Raw genomic sequence first — 15,958 nt, forward strand, 5'->3', positions numbered from 1 at the left:
GTGCGTACGTGGGCGTTGGGCATGGCAGCATCTCCAAGGATGCCTCACCACAAGCAGTTCTCGTGCCTACGAATTAACGGGACAGGACACTAGCAAAGTACCGCCAGTTGATGAGCGCGGTGATAGCCGCTAGCCAGCGCGAGTCGGAGGCACAAACCCGCTTGATCAAGTCGCAGTCCGATCGGACGGACAAGTTGACCGACCTTTTGAAGCGCTGAAGTCGGGGACAAAAGTCAGGGACGAAAGTGGGCCGGATAGGAGCACAGCGGGGTATGACCCCTTCCCTTGCTACAGGGGCGTGGGCCTCATCAGCGCGTACGTCCAGCAGGCCGTTGAGGTGGCGCGTCTGTCGCTCGGGGTCATCGTTGCTGCCATCGCTTTTTGCGCCCGCGTCGTAGACCAACTCGTCCTCGATGCCCTGCCGGCGGACCAGTATGTGCTCGGGCGAGGCCTGGGAATTGAGGCTTGGTGAGACGCTGCGCTTCGATTCCATGGTGCCTTCGACAGGAATCGAACCTGTATCTGAGTCTTAGGAGGACCCCGTTCTATCCATTGAACTACGAAGACATTCGGCGCGATGGGCTGGGTACCCTGCCGGCGGGTGGCTGCCGGTGCGCCGTGCGATTTTATAGGCCTTCGCGCGCGGTTCGCGCACACGCCCCGCGCCGGTGCAAAAACCCGGGCAGCGCGGGCTAACCCGCATACGAAATCTCCAAGAAGTTGACCTCGGTCAAGTCGGCTTTCCGGCAGCAGCGCGCAACATCCGCCCTGTTCGTATCTCCGCTCAGATCCAAGAAGAACAACGGGCGCACCTTACACAGTCTGGAGACAAACATGACGATGAAGAACATCGCTTCGCACGCCGGCGCTGCCACCAGTGCCATCACCCGAAGCTTGCGCGCCAAAGCCGTTGGCGCAGCCGTCCTGGCGATGGCCGCCATCACCGCCACGGTCCCGGCGCACGCCTGGGAGCCGACCAAACCCGTGGAGTTCGTGATTCCCGCCGGCACCGGCGGCGGTGCCGACCAGATGGCGCGGCTGCTGCAGGGCATCGTCATCAAGTACAAGCTCATGAAAGAGCCGCTCATCGTGGTCAACAAGTCGGGCGGCGCGGGCGCCGAAGGCTTCCTGGCGGTGAAGGAGGCCAAGGGCGATCCGCACAAGATCATCATCTCGCTGTCGAACCTGTTCACCACGCCCATGGCCACCGGCGTGCCCTTCAACTGGAAGGACATGACGCCCGTCGCGATGATGGCGCTCGACCAGTTCGTGCTGTGGACCAACGTCGACGCGCCCTACAAGACGGCCGGCGAATACGTCGCCGCCGCCAAGGCCGCGGGGCCCAGCAAGTTCAAGATGGCCGGCACCGGCTCCAAGCAGGAAGACCAGATCATCACCGTGGCGCTCGAGAAGGCCACGGGCACCAAGTTCATCTACGTGCCCTTCAAGGGCGGCGGCGAGGTGGCGGTGCAGCTGGTGGGCGGCCATGTGCACTCCACGGTCAACAACCCGATCGAGGCCGTGGCGCAGTGGCGTGCCGGCAAGCTGCGCGCGCTGTGCGTGTTCGACGACCAGCGCATGGCCTTCAAGACCAAGGTGACCGACACGCAGTCGTGGAACGACGTGCCCACCTGCAAGGAAGCGGGCGTGCCCACCAACTACACGATGCTGCGCGGCATCTTCATGCCCGCCGGCGTCACGCCCGACCAGCTCGCGTTCTACGTGGACCTGCTGACCAAGGTGGCGGCCACGCCGGAGTGGAAGGAATACATGGAGAAGGGCGCCTTCAACCCGACCTTCATGACCGGCAAGCCCTTTGCCGACTGGCTCACCACGGCCGAAGCCACACACCGCACGCTGATGTCGGAAGCGGGCTTCCTGGCGGCCAACAAGTAAGCAGGCCGGCAACCCGGTCATCGCCGGCACCGTGCGCTGGCCGGCCGGTGGATCGCCACGCAGCGCACGGCCCGCCATCCGGTTCGGCCCGGGCTGCTGCATTTCACTCACTCTCATTGACGACGGGGGCTCCATGGAGCACGAAGAAATTTCCGACGGACAGGCGCGCTCGGGCGTTGCCACCTATGTGGTTGAAGCGGTGGTGGCGGTGGTGCTGCTGGTCATCGGCCTGGTGGTGGTGTTCGAGGCCCGCAAGCTGGGCGCGGGCTGGACGACGGACGGGCCGGGGTCGGGGTACTTTCCCTTCTTCATCGGCGTGATCATCACCATCTCGGGCGCCGGCATCCTCTACCAGTCGCTGCTGGGCAAGAAGCGCAACACCGAGGTGTTCGTCGACTCGGTGCAGCTCAAGCGCGTGCTCTCGGTGCTGCTGCCGGCCACGGTGTATGTGCTGGCCATCACCTTCGTGGGGCTGTATGTCGCATCGGCGGTGTACATCGCGCTCTTCATGATCCTGCTGGGCAAGTACTCGTGGGTCAAGAGCGTCATCGCCGCCCTGGCGGTGAACACGGTTTTCTTCTGCATGTTCGAGGTGTGGTTCAAGGTGCCGCTGTTCAAAGGCGCGCTCGACCCCCTCCGGTTCCTCGGCTACTGAACCCACTGAATACGGAGCACAAGCGAAATGGAAGAAATCAGCGCCCTGATGCAGGGCTTTGCAGTGATCCTCACGCCGACGAACATCGGCCTGATGTTCATCGGGATCATCCTGGGGGTGCTCATCGGCGTGCTGCCGGGGCTGGGCGGCGCCAACGGGGTGGCGATTCTGCTGCCCCTGACCTTCACGATGTCGCCGACCTCGGCCATCATCATGTTGTCGTGCATCTACTGGGGCGCGTTGTTCGGCGGGGCGATCACCTCGATCCTGTTCAACATCCCGGGCGAGCCCTGGTCGGTGGCCACCACCTTCGACGGCTATCCGATGGCGCAGCAGGGCAATGCAGGCGCGGCGCTGACCACGGCGTTCACCTCGTCCTTCGTGGGCGCCTTCATCGCGGTGGTGATGATCACCTTCCTTGCGCCGCTGGTGGCCAAGTTTGCGCTCAAGTTCGGGTCACCTGAATTCTTCGCGGTGTACCTGCTCACCTTTTGCAGCTTCGTGGGCATGGGCAAGGGCTCGCCCTTCAAGATCCTCGCGTCCATGGCGCTGGGCTTCGCGTTGGCCTCGGTGGGCATGGACACGGTCACCGGCCAGCTGCGGCTGACCTTCGGCCAGCCCGAGCTGATGCGCGGCTTCGACTTCCTGATCGCGGTGATCGGTCTCTTCGGCATCGGCGAAATTTTGCTGTCGATGGAGGAGGGCCTCAAGTTCTCGGGCAAGAGCGCCAAGATCGACCCCAAGGTGGTGCTGCAAACCTGGAAGCAGCTGCCGCAGTACTGGGTGACCTCGCTGCGCAGCTCGCTCATCGGGATCTGGATGGGCATCACCCCGGGCGGTGCCACGCCGGCTTCGTTCATGGCCTACGGCCTGGCCAAGAAGATGTCCAAGCGCGGCTCCAAGTTCGGCACCGGCCAGATGGAAGGCGTGGTCGCACCCGAGACCGCGGCGCATGCCGCGGGCACCAGCGCGCTGCTGCCGATGCTGGCGCTGGGCATTCCCGGATCGCCCACCGCTGCCGTGCTGCTGGGCGGCCTGCTGATCTGGGGCCTGCAGCCCGGGCCGCTGCTGTTCACCGAGCAGAAGGACTTTGTCTGGGGCCTCATCGCCAGCATGTACCTGGGCAACATCGTGGGCCTGATCGTGGTGCTGAGCACGGTGCCGCTGTTCGCCTCGATCCTGCGCATTCCGTTCTCGATCATCGCGCCGGTGATCATCGTGATCTGCGCCATCGGTGCGTACACCGTGCACAACGCGATGCTCGACATCTGGTTCATGCTGGGCTTCGGCGTCATCGGCTACCTGTTCAAGAAGCTGGACTTTCCGCTGGCGCCGCTGGTGCTTGCCCTGGTGCTGGGGGACAAGGCGGAAGACTCGTTCAGGCAGGCCATGCTGGTCTCGCAAGGCGACGTGATGATCATGTTCGCGAACCCGCTGGTCGGCGGCATCACGACGCTGGCCCTGGTGCTGCTGTTCTGGCCGCTGATCTCCAAGGTGCTGGCCATGATCAAGCCGCCGAAGAAGCCCGACGAGTTCGCCGTCGAACGGCCGGTCGATTGAGCGGGAACAAGGAGCACACACATGCCAGTCATCGCACTGACCCAGGAGATGGGTTCCCTCGCCAAGGATGTGTCGGTCAAGCTCGCGGAAGCGCTCTCGCTCGCCGTGATGCGCCACGAGGTCATCGACCATGTGGCTGAAAAAATGCAGGTGCCCAAGAGCCTGATCGGCCGGCTGCGCGGCGGCAAGGCCGGCCTCTTCGAGCGGCTGAAAACCGACCAGCGCAGCGTGGCGCTCTACACGGCCGACGAACTGTTCGCGCTGGCCGATCGTGGCAACGTGGTGCTGCGCGGCTGGGGCGCCACCTGTTTGCTGCGGCCTGTGCCGCATGTGGTGTGCGTGCGCATCACGCGGTCGATGGACAAGCGCGTCGAATGGCTGATGGGCGATCTTGAAACGGACGACGCTGCCTTCGCGGAAGCGGAGATCCGACGCAGCGACCAGGCGCATGCCGCGCGCATGCATGCGCAATTCGGCGTGACCTGGGGCGACCCGGTGCTCTACGACCTGGTGCTCAACACCGATCGCATGACGGTCGACAGTTGCGTCGAGCAGATCCGCCAGCTGGTGGCGCGGCCCGAGTTCGCGGAAACGCCGGCATCGCGCGCGCTGCTGAAGAACATGGCGCTGGAGGCGCGGGTGAAGGCGGCGCTGAAAGAGCAGGCTGAGACCAGCGACATACGCGTCACGGTCAATGCGAACCAGGGAGAGGTGATCCTGCGCGGGATCGTCCTGAACTCGCAGGAGCGGGAGCAGACGGAGGCTGTGGTCGCGACCGTGGCCGGTGTGACGGGGGTGCACAACCAGCTGCGGTTGATGGCAACGTCTCGTCGCTTTGCATCCGCCAAACAGACCTGAGCCTTGTATTTCTCCCCCCCTCTGGGGGAGGGCTGGGGTGGGGGCACGACGGCTTTCATCGAAGCGCGGCCAGCAATTCCAACGCCGCGTGCCCCCACCCCCACCCTCCCCCGGAAGGGGAGGGAGTAAACGCCAGCGCCTAGATTTTTCCGCGCTTCCTCAACCGGCTCAGCGTCTCCGCCGACAGATTGAGATAAGAAGCCAGCTCCTTGCTGGGAATCCGGTCTTCCAGCTCCGGATGCTTCCTCATGAACCGATGCACCCGCCCCGGCGCATCCAGCAGGTGCAGCGTGATGGTGTGCGCCATGATTTCGCTCATTCCCTTCATCACCAGGTACTCGAAGAGTTCCTTGGTCTGCGCGTGCTTGTCCAGGAAGGTGATCCATTCCTTCAGCGGCAGGCTCGCCACGCGGGCCTTGGTGACGCACACGATGCCGTAGGGCGTCGGCGTGCCCAGGCGCAGGGCCGCGTAGCTGGTTTCCATGTCGTGCTCGTCGGCGAAGCGAAGGATCATTTCCTTGCCCTCCGGGTTGCTCACCACGCGCTTGAGGATGCCGTCCAGGATGAAGTACTGCTCCATCTCGCGCACGCCCTGGTGCAAAAGGAAGTCGCCCTTGTTGCCGTCCACGATGACCAGATGGGCTTCGAGCTCGGCGCGGTCGCTCTCGCTCAGGTCCTTGAGCAACACGTTCTGCCGTAGCTGCGCGCGAATGATGTTTTTTTCCGGGTGGTTTTCCAACAACGTCATGGGTCCCGTCTTGTTCGAACTCGCAACAACAACTTCAGGTTCCGGCCTGGGGTTCAGGCCGGTGCCGTTTTCCGGAAAGTTGACCGAGGTCAACGTTCGAAAGCATGCCCCCGAATCATAGTCCCGGCTCGGGCCTCGGCCATTCACCAAAGCACAAGGAGAGACATGTCTTCAGTAAGAACGGACAAAGAGGCATCCACCACGCTGGACGACGCCCTCAAGCCCACCGGCCGGGCCGCGGACGGCGATGCGGCGGTCGTGCGCGCCCTCAAGCCGGTGGCCGAAGGCGACGCGGCCGCGACGGCGGAAACCATCGACGGCTTTCACCTGGTCATCGATGCGCTGAAGCTGAACGACATCGACACCATCTTCGGCCTGCCCGGCATTCCCATCACCGACCTCACGCGCATGGCGCAGGCCGAGGGCCTTCGGGTCATTTCGTTCCGCCACGAACAGCACGCGGGCAACGCGGCTGCGGCTGCGGGCTTTCTCACGCAGAAGCCCGGCATCTGCCTCACGGTGTCGGCGCCCGGCTTTCTCAACGGCCTGACCGCACTGGCCAACGCGACCACCAACTGCTTCCCGATGATCCTCATCAGCGGATCGAGCGAACGCGAAATCGTCGACCTGCAGCAGGGCGACTACGAAGAGATGGACCAGCTGGCCATCGCCAAGCCGCTGTGCAAGGCCGCCTTCCGCGTGCTGCATGCCGAAGACATCGGCGTGGGCATCGCCCGCGCCATCCGCTCGGCGCTGTCGGGCCGCCCGGGCGGCGTGTACCTCGATCTGCCGGCCAAGCTCTTCGCCCAGACCATGGACGCGGCCAAGGGCAAGGCCTCGCTCATCAAGGTGATCGACCCCGCGCCGCGCCAGATCCCCGCGCCCGACGCCGTCAAGCGCGCGCTCGACCTGCTCAAGGGCGCGAAGAAGCCGCTCATCCTGCTGGGCAAGGGCGCCGCGTATGCGCAGGCCGATGCCGACATTCGCGCGCTGGTCGAGAAAACGGGCATTCCCTATCTGCCGATGTCGATGGCCAAGGGCCTGCTGCCCGACACGCACGAACAGTCCGCTGCCGCCGCACGCTCCTATGTGCTGCAGGAGGCCGACGTGGTCATGCTCATCGGCGCGCGCCTGAACTGGCTGCTCTCGCACGGCAAGGGCAAGACCTGGGCGCAGGACAAGGGCGCCAAGCAGTTCATCCAGATCGACATCGCACCGACCGAGATCGACAGCAACGTGGCCATCGCCGCACCGGTCATCGGCGACATCGGCTCCTGCGTGGCCGCGCTGCTGGGCGGCATCGATGCCAAGTGGGCCAAGCCGCCGACCGAATGGACCGGTGCCATCGCCGAGCGCAAGGACAAGAACCTCTCCAAGATGGCCGCCACGCTCGCCGCGCGTCCGTCGCCGATGAACTTCCACAGCGCGCTCAGCGTGATCCGCGACCAGGTCAAGGCACGGCCCGATGCCATCGTGGTGAACGAAGGCGCCAACACGCTGGACTTCGCGCGCAGCATCGTGGACATGTACGAGCCGCGCAAGCGCCTGGACGTGGGCACCTGGGGAATCATGGGCATCGGCATGGGCTTTGCCGTTGCGGCCGCCGTGGTCACCGACAAGCCGGTGATCGCCATCGAGGGCGACAGCGCCTTCGGCTTCAGCGGCATGGAGGTGGAGACCATCTGCCGCTACAACCTGCCGATCTGCATCATCGTCTTCAACAACAACGGCGTGTACCGCGGCACCGACGTGAACACCAGCGGCACCGCCGACGTGGCGCCCACCGTGTTCGTGAAGAACGCGCGCTACGACAAGCTGATGGAGGCCTTCGGCGGCGTGGGCGTCAACGCCACCACCGCCGACGAACTGCAAGCAGCCCTGGCCGAAGCCGTCGCCTCGCGCCGCCCGACCCTCATCAACGCCGTGATCGACGAGACCGCCGGCACCGAAAGCGGCCGCATCACCAGCCTGAACCCCAGCACGGCAAAGAAGAAGTAGTCCCTCGTTTTTCAGCATCCAGCATCCAGGAGAAATCACATGAGCAACAAACCCCTCAACGGCATCAAGATCATCGACTTCACGCACGTGCAAGCCGGTCCCGCCTGCACGCAGATGCTGGCCTGGTTCGGCGCCGACGTCATCAAGGTCGAGCGCCCCGGCGCCGGCGACGTCACGCGCTCGCAGCTGCGCGACATTCCCGATGTGGACGCGCTCTACTTCACCATGCTCAACAGCAACAAGCGCTCGCTCACGCTGGACACCAAGCAGCCCGAAGGCAAGGTGGTGCTGGAAAAGCTCATCAAGGAATCGGACGTGCTGGTCGAGAACTTCGGCCCCGGCGCGCTGGACCGCATGGGCTTCACCTGGGAACGCATCCAGGAGCTGAACCCCAAGATGATCGTCGCCTCGGTCAAGGGCTTCAGCGACGGCCACCACTACGACGACCTGAAGGTGTACGAGAACGTCGCGCAGTGCGCGGGCGGCGCCGCGTCGACCACCGGCTTCTGGGACGGCCCGCCGACCGTGAGCGCGGCGGCTCTTGGCGACAGCAACACCGGCATGCACCTGGCCATCGGCATCCTCACGGCCATCATCGGCCGCCAGCAGACCGGCAAGGGCCAGCGCGTGGCCTGCGCCATGCAGGACGCCGTGCTCAACCTTTGCCGCGTGAAGATGCGCGACCAGCTGCGCCTGGACAAGCTCGGCTACCTGGAGGAATACCCGCAGTACCCGCACGGCACCTTCAGCGACGTGGTGCCGCGCGGCGGCAATGCCGGCGGCGGCGGCCAGCCGGGCTGGGTGCTCAAGTGCAAGGGTTGGCAGACCGACCCGAACGCCTACATCTACTTCACGGTGCAGGGCCATGCATGGGCGCCGATCTGCGACGCCATCGGCAAGCCCGAGTGGAAGACCGACCCCGACTACATGACGCCCAAGGCGCGTCAGCCGCACATCATGGACATCTTCGCCACCATCGAGGGCTGGCTGGCCGACAAGACCAAGTTCGAGGCGGTCGACATCCTGCGCAAGTTCGACATTCCCTGCGCGCCGGTGCTGACGATGAAGGAACTGCTGCACGACCCGTCACTGCGCGCCAGCGGCTCCATCGTCGAAGTGCCGCACAAGGAGCGCGGCAGCTACTTCACCGTGGGCAGCCCGATCAAGTTCTCGGACCTCAAGCCCGAGATCACCGGCTCGCCGCTCCTGGGCGAGCACACCGACGAAGTGTTGTCCGAGCTGGGCTATTCGAAGGCACAGATCGACAACCTGCGCGAAGCCAAGGCGGTCTGAGGCCGCAGCCAGAAGAGAAAGCGGGAGCGCACCTTGTCCGAACCGACCATCGATTTCGAGCAACTCGTCGCCGGGGCCGGCGACGCCATCATGGTCTGCAACGCCAAGGGTGCGATCACGTTCTGGAACAAGGCTGCCGAGCGCATCTTCGGGTTCACCGAAGCCGAGGCGCTCGGCCAGTCGCTGGACATCATCATCCCGGTGCGGCAACGCCAGCGGCACTGGGACGGCTACAACAAGACGATGGAGACGGCGGTCACCAAGTACGGTGCCGACGTGCTGCGCGTGCCCGCCCTGCACAAGGACGGCGACACGCTCTCCATCGCGTTCACGGTGTCGATGCTGTTCTCGCAGGATCAACAGGTTTCAGGCATCGTCGCCATCGTGCGCGACGAGACCGCCCGCTTTGCCGAGGAGCGCAAATTGCGCGCCCGTCTGGTAGAAGTCGAAGCCGCAGCGATCAGATAAAAACCGAGACAAATCCGAAAGACACACGATGAGCAAGGCACTTGAAGGCGTCCGCATTCTCGACTTCACCCATGTGCAGTCGGGCCCCACCTGCACGCAGCTCCTGGCGTGGTTCGGCGCCGACGTCATCAAGGTCGAGCGTGCCGGCGAAGGCGACGCCACGCGCGGCCAGCTGCGCGACATCCAGGGCACGGACAGCCTCTACTTCACGATGCTGAACCACAACAAGCGCTCGATCACGCTGGACACCAAGAACCCCAAGGGCAAGCAGGTGCTGGACACGCTGATCAAGACCTGCGACGTGCTGGTGGAGAACTTCGCGCCCGGCGCGCTCGACCGCATGGGCATCACCTGGGCGCACATCCAGAAGCTCAACCCCAGGATGATCGTCGCCTCGGTCAAGGGCTTCGGTCCCGGCAAGTACGAGCATTGCAAGGTTTATGAGAACGTGGCCCAGTGCGCCGGCGGCGCCGCATCGACCACCGGCTTCGACGACGGCCCGCCCGTGGTCACCGGCGCGCAGATCGGCGACAGCGGCACCGGCCTGCACCTGGCGCTGGGCATCCTGGCCGCGCTGTTCCAGCGCAACAGCACCGGCCGCGGCCAGCAGGTGCTGGCCCCCATGCAGGACGCCGTGCTCAACCTGTGCCGGGTGAAGATGCGCGACCAGCAGCGCCTGGAGCGCACAGGCACGCTGCACGAATACCCGCAGTACCCCGACGGCAAGTTCGGCGACGCGGTGCCGCGCGCGGGCAACGCGTCGGGCGGCGGGCAGCCGGGCTCCATCCTGAAGTGCAAGGGCTGGGAGACCGACCCCAACGCCTACATCTACTTCATCACGCAGGGCGCGGTGTGGCCCGCGGTGTGCAAGGTGATCGGCGAAGAGGGCTGGATCACCGACGAGGCCTACGCCACGCCGGCCGCGCGCTTGCTGCACCTGAAGCCCATCTTCGCGCGCATCGAGCAATGGACCATGACCAAGACCAAGTTCGAGGCCATGGACATCCTCAACGAGTTCGACATTCCGTGCGGCCCGATCCTGTCGATGAAGGAAATCGCGGCCGACGAATCGCTGCGCGAGACCGGGACCATCGTGGAGGTGGACCACCCCACGCGCGGCAGGTACCTGACGGTGGGCAACCCCATCAAGATGTCCGACAGCCCGACCGAGGTGACCCGGGCGCCCTTGCTGGGCGAGCACACCGAAGAAGTGCTCCGGCAATTGGGCTATGGAGTGGACGAAATCGCCATGCTGCGCACCGAGCGCGTGATTTGAAGAATTAGCAGCACGCGCTGATCGATCGACAGACGAATTGGTTTGCAAATGGCGAAAGCCATTTGCAATGGATTGGTGTGCCTGTTTTTGGAAATTAACACATAACGCATTGCAAATGCATTCAATAAAATAGTTTAACTATTATTTATCGATCATCGAACCTACATTTTGATCATGCCGACCCGCCACCCATTTGTTGCCCGGCATTCAATTTCCAGGAGAAATTTCATGATGATCGAAGATGCGCCCATTCAATACTGGAGCTCCGAGACCGAGCGCAACGCTTACAACGCCGCTTTCTACGAGCTGGGTCTGCGCTGGCACTGGGACCGTGAAACCTATTGCCAATTGCTGCGCCAGAGCCAGGACGGCGGCGAGCGGGTTCGCCATTATTTGAATACCCATCAGCCGCATCTGCTGCGCGCCTATGACGCCAAATTCCTGGCCGAGGCCATCGAGCAAAAGAAAGAAGAGCACCAGCAGCGCGAATTGAGCGCTGGCCTCGGCACCCGGCGCTATTTCAATTGGGCCGAGAGCCACGGCGCGGAAATCGGCGCCTGAAGCCATCGCCGACATGAATATCCACGAATACCAGGGCAAGGACGTATTGCGCAAATACGGCGTGCCCACGCCCCGTGGATTTGCCTGCGCCTCGGCCGACGAAGCCGCGGCCGCCGCCACCCGCCTGGGCGGCCGTGCGTGGGTGGTGAAGGCGCAGATCCACGCCGGCGGCCGCGGCAAGGGCGGCGGCGTCAAGCTCGCCTGGTCGGTCGAGGAAGTGCGGCGCCACGCCACCCAGATGCTCGGCATGACCCTGAAGACCCACCAGACCGGCCCCGAGGGCCGGGTGGTGAAGCGCCTGCTGGTGGAAGAGGGCATCGAGGTCGACAAGGCGCTCTACCTGGCCCTGGTGGTCGACCGCGACAGCGGCCGCGTTGCGCTGATGGCGTCCAGCGAAGGCGGCATGGACATTGAAGAGGTCGCCGCCCGCACGCCCGCCAGCATCCACAAGATCTTCATCGACCCCGCCACCGGCCTCAAAGGCACCGAGGCCGACATCGTGGCGCGCGGCATCGGCCTGTCGGGCAAGTCGGTGGTGCAGGCGCGCACGCTGATGCAGAACCTCTACCAGGCCTTCGACGCCAGCGATGCCTCGCTCGCCGAAATCAACCCGCTGGTGGTCACGCGCGACGGCCGGATCTTCGCGCTGGACGCCAGGTTCAGCTTCGACCCCAACGCGCTCTATCGCCAGCCGGAGATCGCCGCGATGCGCGACTTCGACGAGGAAGACGCGGCCGAACTGGAAGCCTCGCGTTTCGACCTGTCGTACGTCGCGCTCGAGGGCGACATCGGTTGCCTGGTCAACGGTGCGGGCCTTGCGATGGCGACGATGGATGTGATCAAGCTCTACGGCGGTTCGCCCGCCAACTTCCTGGATGTGGGCGGCGGTGCCACGGCCGAGAAGGTGACGCAGGCGTTCAAGCTGATGCTGCGCAACCCGAACCTGCGCGCCATCTTGGTCCACATCTTCGGCGGCATCATGAAGTGCGACGTGATCGCCCGCGGCATCGTCGCCGCCGCGCGAGAGGTCGAACTGTCGGTGCCGCTCGTGGTCCGCATGAAGGGCACCAACGAGAGCCTGGGCCGGACAGTGCTTGCGCAGTCGGGGCTGAAGCTCATCACGGCCGACGACATGGCGGAGGCTGCGGAACTGGTCGTAGCCGCGGCTCGGCGGGGGCATTGAGATGAAGGCTTGTTCTTCGATTCGTCGACGCATGGGTCATTCGGGGCGCGATCACGCCGACGGGGTACCTTGCTCCGCGAATGTCCCCCGCCCTTCGGGCTCCTCCTTTATTTCGCTGCGCAAGGCACCCCATCGGCGTGACCGTTATTCGGAGCCGTTGTTGATCAGCGAAGCACCGGCAGCGTGCCCAGGTGCGCGGAGCACCGGGTGCTCCCCGCAGCGAAATCAAGGAGGAGGGCGAAGCCCGGGGGACATTCGCGGAGGGGAGTACCCGGTGATCTGCGCACGCGCCCCGAACAGCAGCGCCCAGAACAAAAACAGGACGAGGAGGTGAACTGAAATGTCGATCCTCATCAACAAACACACCCGCGTCATCACGCAGGGCATCACCGGCAAGACAGGCCAGTTCCACACCGCCATGTGCCGCGACTACGGCAACGGCCAGAAGTGCTTTGTCGCCGGCGTCAACCCGCACAAGGCCGGCAAGTCTTTCGACGGCATTCCCGTGTTCGGCACCGTGAAAGACGCCAAGGCCGAAACAGGCGCGACCGTCTCCGTCATCTACGTGCCGCCGCCGTTCGCCGCTGCCGCCATCGACGAAGCAGTCGATGCGGGCATGGAGCTCGTCATCTGCATCACCGAAGGCATTCCGGTGCGCGACATGATCCGCACCCGCCATCGCATGGAAGGCAGCAAGACACTGCTGCTCGGGCCCAACTGCCCCGGCCTCATCACGCCCGACGAAATCAAGATCGGGATCATGCCCGGGCATATCCACCAGCGCGGGCGCATCGGCATCGTGTCGCGCTCGGGCACGCTGACCTACGAGGCCGCGAGCCAGTTGAAGCGCTACGGCATCGGGCAGTCGACGGTGGTGGGCATCGGCGGTGACCCGGTCGGCGGGCTCAAGCACATCGACGTGCTCAAGATGTTCAACGACGACCCGCGCACCGACGCCGTGATCATGGTCGGCGAAATCGGCGGCAACGAAGAAGAGATCTGCGCGCACTGGATCAAGGACCACATGACCAAGCCGGTGGTCGGCTTCATCGCCGGCGCCACCGCACCGCCCGGCAAACGCATGGGCCACGCGGGCGCCATCGTCTCGGGCGGGTGCGGCACCGCGCAGCACAAGCTCGCGGTGATGAAGGCGTGCGGCATCCACGTGACCGGCAATCCGGCCGAGATGGGGAAGCTGCTCGCGTCGCTCGTTGTTCCCGACTACCTGCCGTTCGACTGAATTGTCCGTAGCAAAGAAAGCACACACGACAAATGAAAAAGCAGCAATGGGTCCGCTTCGAAGACGCCGGCAAGGCCGCTTTCGGCACCGTCGAGGGCGATGCGGTGCACGAGCACCAGGGCGACATGTACGGGCGCTCGGAACCCACGGGCCGCGTGTTCGTGCTGGCCGGGCTGAAGCTGCTCACGCCGTCCGAACCCACGAAGGTCATCGCGCTGTGGAACAACTTCCACGCGCTCGGCGCGAAGCTGGGCCTGCCGGTTCCCGCCGAGCCGCTGTACCTGCTGAAGGCGCCCAATTCCTTCGCGGCCCACGGCGATGCGATCAGGAAGCCCCTGTGCGAGGGCAAGGTGGTGTTCGAAGGCGAGCTGGGCATCGTCATCGGCAAGACCTGCACGGCCGTGGCCGAAGCCGATGCGCTGGACCACGTGTTCGGCTACACCTGCGCCAACGACGTGACGGTGGCCGACATCCTGAACCGAGACGCTTCGTTCGCGCAGTGGGTGCGCGCCAAGGGCTTCGACACCTTCTGCCCGATGGGCCCGGTGGTCGCCACCGGCCTGGACCCCACGACGCTGGTCGTCACCACAGTGCTCAACGGCGAAGAGCGGCAGAACTACCCGATCAGCGACATGCGCTTTTCCGTGCAGCAGCTGGTCAGCCTGATCTCGCAGGACATGACGCTGCACCCCGGCGACGTGATCCTGTGCGGCACCTCGGTGGGCGTGGGCTCGATGAAGCCGGGCAGCCAGGTCGAGATCGGCATCGAGGGCATCGGCACGCTCTGCAACCGCTTCGGTTGAAACGATGAGCCCACCCCCGAACCTCCGCGCACTTCGTGTCGCTTCGGATCCCCCCTCAAGGGGGCGCACCCGATGGCCCGGCGAATCCGGTTCCATGGGTGCCCTGGCATGGCCTTTCGATTTGGGAGGCGCGCTGCGTTTCATCCGGTGCGTGTCGTGGACAGCGCCGCGCAAAGAATTCAACTCTTGGGGATCGACAACATGAAGATTGCAGTCATCGGCGCAGGCGCCATCGGCGGCCTGGTGGGCGCGAAACTCGCGCTGGCCGGCGAGGACGTGACGTTCATCGTGCGAGGGGCCAACCTCGCGGCCATCCAGGCGGACGGCTTCAAGCTGGTCTCGGCCGAAGGGCAGGAGCAGGTGGCGCGCAACGTGAAGGCCACCGACAGCTATGACGAAGCCGGGCCGCAGGACATCGTCATCCTCGCGATGAAGGCACACCAGGTCGAAGCGGTGGCGAACGACGTGCCCAAGCTCTTCGGCCCCGAGACAGTGGTCGTGACCATGCAGAACGGCATTCCGTACTGGTACTTCCACAAGCACGGCGGCGCGTTCGAGGGCACGCCGGTGCGCAGCGTCGATGCGACGGGGCTGGTGAGCGCGAAGATCCCGGCCGAGCGGGTGATCGGGTGCGTGGTGTATCCCGCCTCGGAGCTCATCGCGCCGGGTGTGGTGAAGCACATCGAGGGCGATCGCTTCCCGGTCGGCGAGCTCGACGGCTCTTCGACCGATCGGGTGAACCGCGTCTCGGCCTGCTTCACCGGCGCGGGCTTCAAGGCGCCGGTGCTGGACGACATCCGCGCCGAGATCTGGCTCAAGCTCTGGGGCAACCTCACCTTCAACCCGATCAGCAGCCTCTCGCATTCGACACTCGTGGACATCTGCCAGTACCCGCCGTCGCGCGACCTGGCCGCCGCGATGATGCGCGAGGCCCAGGCCGTGGCGCACAAGCTGGGCATCGAGTTCCGCGTGACGCTGGACAAGCGCATCGCCGGCGCCGAAAAAGTGGGCAAGCACAAGACCTCGATGCTGCAGGATGTCGAAGCCGGCCGCGCGCCGGAGATCGACGCGCTGGTGGGCGCGGTGGTCGAGCTGGCGCGGCTCACCGACACATCGACGCCGCACATCGACACGGTGTACACGCTGGTGAAGCTGCTGGCGCGGACGATGGAAGAGCAACGCGGGCGCGTGAAGCTGCATGAGGTTGCGGCATGACGCCGTGTCTTTCTCCCTCCCCCGCTGGGGGAGGGCCGGGGTGGGGGCACCGGGCCTTTCCATCGCTGAGACCGTATCCACCGCCCCGGGGGGGGGGGGGGGGGGGGGGGGGGGGGGGGGGGGGGGGGGGGGGGGGGCGGGGGGGGGGGCGGGGGGGGGGGGGGGGGGGGGGGGGGGGGGGCCCCCCCCCCCCGCACCCAAGAG

At 65.2% G+C, this 15,958-nt stretch carries 14 protein-coding genes and 1 tRNA gene; 13 read left to right on the forward strand and 2 right to left on the reverse strand.

The features are described 5' to 3' along the window. Positions 1–492 precede the first annotated feature (492 nt). A tRNA-Arg gene (locus tag ABIC90_RS26785) sits at positions 493–567 on the reverse strand. A 273-nt stretch (positions 568–840) separates the two neighbouring features. Here ABIC90_RS26785 and ABIC90_RS26790 point away from each other — a divergent pair. The 4 genes from ABIC90_RS26790 to ABIC90_RS26805 all read left to right on the forward strand — a co-directional run bounded on the left by ABIC90_RS26790 (position 841) and on the right by ABIC90_RS26805 (position 4,969). Next, complete coding sequence (locus ABIC90_RS26790) at positions 841–1,896, forward strand: Bug family tripartite tricarboxylate transporter substrate binding protein (RefSeq protein WP_436318249.1); 1,056 nt, start codon at positions 841–843, stop codon at positions 1,894–1,896. 133 nt (positions 1,897–2,029) lie between these two features. Then, complete coding sequence (locus tag ABIC90_RS26795; protein WP_354359683.1) at positions 2,030–2,551, forward strand: tripartite tricarboxylate transporter TctB family protein; 522 nt, start codon at positions 2,030–2,032, stop codon at positions 2,549–2,551. Between the two features lie 27 nt (positions 2,552–2,578). Beyond that, on the forward strand, positions 2,579–4,111 hold the full coding sequence (locus ABIC90_RS26800; RefSeq protein ID WP_354359685.1) for a tripartite tricarboxylate transporter permease: 1,533 nt from the start codon (positions 2,579–2,581) through the stop codon (positions 4,109–4,111). 21 nt (positions 4,112–4,132) lie between these two features. Continuing rightward, entirely contained in the window at positions 4,133–4,969 is an 837-nt protein-coding gene (locus ABIC90_RS26805; protein WP_354359687.1) for a cytidylate kinase family protein, read from the forward strand. A 139-nt stretch (positions 4,970–5,108) separates the two neighbouring features. Here the strand turns inward: ABIC90_RS26805 and ABIC90_RS26810 are convergent, their stop codons facing one another. Then, positions 5,109–5,717, reverse strand: coding sequence for a Crp/Fnr family transcriptional regulator (locus ABIC90_RS26810; protein ID WP_354359689.1), 609 nt, complete (start codon positions 5,715–5,717; stop codon positions 5,109–5,111). A gap of 165 nt (positions 5,718–5,882) precedes the next feature. On the opposite strand from ABIC90_RS26810, the gene oxc reads away from it, so the two are divergent. From oxc to ABIC90_RS26855, 9 genes are all read left to right on the forward strand, one after another. Further along, complete coding sequence (oxc, locus tag ABIC90_RS26815; RefSeq protein ID WP_354359691.1) at positions 5,883–7,715, forward strand: oxalyl-CoA decarboxylase; 1,833 nt, start codon at positions 5,883–5,885, stop codon at positions 7,713–7,715. Between the two features lie 39 nt (positions 7,716–7,754). Continuing rightward, complete coding sequence (gene frc / locus ABIC90_RS26820) at positions 7,755–9,008, forward strand: formyl-CoA transferase (RefSeq protein ID WP_354359693.1); 1,254 nt, start codon at positions 7,755–7,757, stop codon at positions 9,006–9,008. A 33-nt stretch (positions 9,009–9,041) separates the two neighbouring features. After that, on the forward strand, positions 9,042–9,476 hold the full coding sequence (locus ABIC90_RS26825) for a PAS domain-containing protein (RefSeq protein WP_354359695.1): 435 nt from the start codon (positions 9,042–9,044) through the stop codon (positions 9,474–9,476). Between the two features lie 28 nt (positions 9,477–9,504). Next, positions 9,505–10,752 (forward strand): formyl-CoA transferase, encoded by a 1,248-nt coding sequence (gene frc, locus ABIC90_RS26830; RefSeq protein WP_354359697.1) that lies wholly within the window; start codon positions 9,505–9,507, stop codon positions 10,750–10,752. A gap of 228 nt (positions 10,753–10,980) precedes the next feature. Beyond that, on the forward strand, positions 10,981–11,313 hold the full coding sequence (locus tag ABIC90_RS26835) for a hypothetical protein (RefSeq protein WP_436318248.1): 333 nt from the start codon (positions 10,981–10,983) through the stop codon (positions 11,311–11,313). Between the two features lie 13 nt (positions 11,314–11,326). After that, positions 11,327–12,496, forward strand: a complete 1,170-nt coding sequence (sucC, locus tag ABIC90_RS26840) for an ADP-forming succinate--CoA ligase subunit beta (RefSeq protein WP_354359699.1) — start codon at positions 11,327–11,329, stop codon at positions 12,494–12,496. Between the two features lie 340 nt (positions 12,497–12,836). Beyond that, positions 12,837–13,736, forward strand: a complete 900-nt coding sequence (gene sucD, locus ABIC90_RS26845) for a succinate--CoA ligase subunit alpha (protein ID WP_354359701.1) — start codon at positions 12,837–12,839, stop codon at positions 13,734–13,736. A 32-nt stretch (positions 13,737–13,768) separates the two neighbouring features. Next, entirely contained in the window at positions 13,769–14,539 is a 771-nt protein-coding gene (locus tag ABIC90_RS26850) for a fumarylacetoacetate hydrolase family protein (RefSeq protein ID WP_354359703.1), read from the forward strand. A 201-nt stretch (positions 14,540–14,740) separates the two neighbouring features. Continuing rightward, positions 14,741–15,754 (forward strand): 2-dehydropantoate 2-reductase, encoded by a 1,014-nt coding sequence (locus tag ABIC90_RS26855; protein WP_354359705.1) that lies wholly within the window; start codon positions 14,741–14,743, stop codon positions 15,752–15,754. Positions 15,755–15,958: the final 204 nt, after the last annotated feature.

Source organism: Variovorax boronicumulans (assembly GCF_040544675.1).
Lineage (GTDB): Bacteria > Pseudomonadota > Gammaproteobacteria > Burkholderiales > Burkholderiaceae_C > Variovorax > Variovorax boronicumulans_D.

Excerpts from the sequence above, each read along its gene's own strand:
- ABIC90_RS26790 (WP_436318249.1), top strand. The coding sequence starts at position 841 with ATGAAGAACATCGCTTCGCACGCCGGCGCTGCCACCAGTGCCATCACC.
- ABIC90_RS26795 (WP_354359683.1), top strand. The coding sequence starts at position 2,030 with ATGGAGCACGAAGAAATTTCCGACGGACAGGCGCGCTCGGGCGTTGCC.
- ABIC90_RS26800 (WP_354359685.1), top strand. The coding sequence starts at position 2,579 with ATGGAAGAAATCAGCGCCCTGATGCAGGGCTTTGCAGTGATCCTCACG.
- ABIC90_RS26805 (WP_354359687.1), top strand. The coding sequence starts at position 4,133 with ATGCCAGTCATCGCACTGACCCAGGAGATGGGTTCCCTCGCCAAGGAT.
- ABIC90_RS26810 (WP_354359689.1), bottom strand. The coding sequence starts at position 5,717 with ATGACGTTGTTGGAAAACCACCCGGAAAAAAACATCATTCGCGCGCAG.
- oxc (WP_354359691.1), top strand. The coding sequence starts at position 5,883 with ATGTCTTCAGTAAGAACGGACAAAGAGGCATCCACCACGCTGGACGAC.
- frc (WP_354359693.1), top strand. The coding sequence starts at position 7,755 with ATGAGCAACAAACCCCTCAACGGCATCAAGATCATCGACTTCACGCAC.
- frc (WP_354359697.1), top strand. The coding sequence starts at position 9,505 with ATGAGCAAGGCACTTGAAGGCGTCCGCATTCTCGACTTCACCCATGTG.
- ABIC90_RS26835 (WP_436318248.1), top strand. The coding sequence starts at position 10,981 with ATGATGATCGAAGATGCGCCCATTCAATACTGGAGCTCCGAGACCGAG.
- sucC (WP_354359699.1), top strand. The coding sequence starts at position 11,327 with ATGAATATCCACGAATACCAGGGCAAGGACGTATTGCGCAAATACGGC.
- sucD (WP_354359701.1), top strand. The coding sequence starts at position 12,837 with ATGTCGATCCTCATCAACAAACACACCCGCGTCATCACGCAGGGCATC.
- ABIC90_RS26850 (WP_354359703.1), top strand. The coding sequence starts at position 13,769 with ATGAAAAAGCAGCAATGGGTCCGCTTCGAAGACGCCGGCAAGGCCGCT.
- ABIC90_RS26855 (WP_354359705.1), top strand. The coding sequence starts at position 14,741 with ATGAAGATTGCAGTCATCGGCGCAGGCGCCATCGGCGGCCTGGTGGGC.